Origin of the sequence: Pseudomonas sp. B19(2017), from assembly GCF_002113165.1 — a bacterium.
Lineage (GTDB): Bacteria > Pseudomonadota > Gammaproteobacteria > Pseudomonadales > Pseudomonadaceae > Aquipseudomonas.
In genome coordinates this window covers 1-1,709 of sequence record NZ_NEJR01000043.1, presented here as the reverse complement: position 1 = coordinate 1,709, position 1,709 = coordinate 1, and the positions used below count along the sequence as shown (strand labels likewise).

Genomic DNA, 1,709 nt, shown 5'->3' with positions numbered 1-1,709 from the left:
CCGCTCTCATCAAACAAAATGCAACCCACTGTTTTTTAAGCACTCAGGCAGCCACCAGTTGATACCCCAGTTTCCGGGCTTTGCGAAGCAAAGCCCGGACCTGCCGGTCTTGGCTTCTGGCTTCGAACTCCTCAAGACCTTTTTCGACATAAGCCTGTTTCTTGGTTAGTAGGTTGTACACCAGTCGTGCCAACTGATGGGCAGTGGCTTTGATGGCGCAGCTGGTATCCATTCGAGTCAGCCTGGCTCGGTGCGATGCACCAATGAAACCCTTGTCATTACGAGCATTGGATGCAGCCTGCTTAAGTGCTTGAGCTGCTCGATTGACTATTTTGGGCCCGCCACCTGCCAGACGATGACCGCCGGAAATTCGGGTAGGAGGAGCTAGTCCCAACCAAGAGCAGAAGTGCTGTGAAGACGGGAAGCGTGATAGATCTGTACCGATCTCGCCTGCCAGCACCAATGCGGTGTCGACCCCAATGGTCGGGATTGCGGTCAGGTCCACGCCAAGAACTTTCCACAATGTCTGATGCAATTCGGTCTGTTGGGCGCCGCTTCGGTGTGGGCTACGCAAAGGCTTGTTGGATGGTTCTGGCTTGTTTTGCAGCACCGGCAGCTGCTCTAGGGCGGTTTTTATGGCGTCGTCACAATCAGCAATTTGTTGCTCCAAGAAGTCGTAGGCAGCCAATTCCTGAGTTAGCGCATGCAGATGTTCGCGCCGCCAATTGCCATGAAGACTCCGGGCAACAGCCTCCTTGCCTGCCTTGATGCGGCGGTCGGTCAATTCAGCCAGTTGAAGAGGGTCCCGTTGACCTGCGCAGATGGCTCGCAAAATCTTCATGCCGGTCACGCCGGAAATATCACTGATGACATTGGCTAGCTGGATGTTCATTTGGCTCATGGCCTTTTGCATCCGATTCAGGGTCTGCGCTTGGTCTTTGACTTTGGAAGCCCGCTGCCTGACCAATGAGCGGACGCAGCAGGTCAGATCATCGGGGCGGAATGCGCCTCTCAGCAGTCCATGCGTCATCAATTGCCAAATCCACTGACAATCCAGCACATCTGATTTGCGGCCCGTGATTTGCCGGGTTGCTCTGGCATTGACGAGATAAACCTCAAAACCGCGCTCGCTGAGGATCTCGTAAATGGGAATCCAATAAACGCCTGTGGACTCCATGGCGACGACCTTAATCCCCAGGCTTTCAAGCCAATCAGCCATCTTGAGCAGGTCGTCAGTAAAGGATGTGAACGACTGGACGGGGTTTTCGTGCCGTGGATCGACCGCCACGAAATGCTCTCGACCACCGACGTCGACCGCCGCGCAATCAGGATGAACGACGGTAAAGCGTTGCTTGGAAGGCTTGCGCGCCATGATGAATCCTCGCAGGATAAGGGGCGCGCGGGGCACACGGTGGCGAAAGGGTTCACTCTCTCATACGTGGTCACAGCTGATTCAGCTGATGCCTACAGGGACTTCACGCCGATACCGTGCGGATCACTCTCCCACGCGGGTGTGCGGACACACACCAGTGCTGGCTACGATCTCTGTCCCGCGCACACAAACCCTAACAAAGCAAAAGGCGGCTGGCCCTATCGGGCCAGCCGCCTTTTCTTTTTCAAAATGTCAGCGCTGCTGCAGAACTGAAGCCGTACATCTCATGTTTGCTGCGCGACAGCGCAGCCCGGAAGGGCTGGGTGATCTCCCACAG

Annotated in this window: 1 protein-coding gene; it reads right to left on the bottom strand. The window is 55.6% G+C overall.

Annotation, left to right across the window (positions count from 1 at the left end):
• Positions 1-43 precede the first annotated feature (43 nt).
• On the bottom strand, positions 44-1,372 hold the full coding sequence (locus CAF70_RS25925) for an IS110 family transposase (RefSeq protein ID WP_085627413.1): 1,329 nt from the start codon (positions 1,370-1,372) through the stop codon (positions 44-46).
• Positions 1,373-1,709: the final 337 nt, after the last annotated feature.

Coding starts and splice junctions, on each gene's coding strand:
- CAF70_RS25925 (WP_085627413.1), bottom strand. CDS start 1,372: ATGGCGCGCAAGCCTTCCAAGCAACGCTTTACCGTCGTTCATCCTGAT.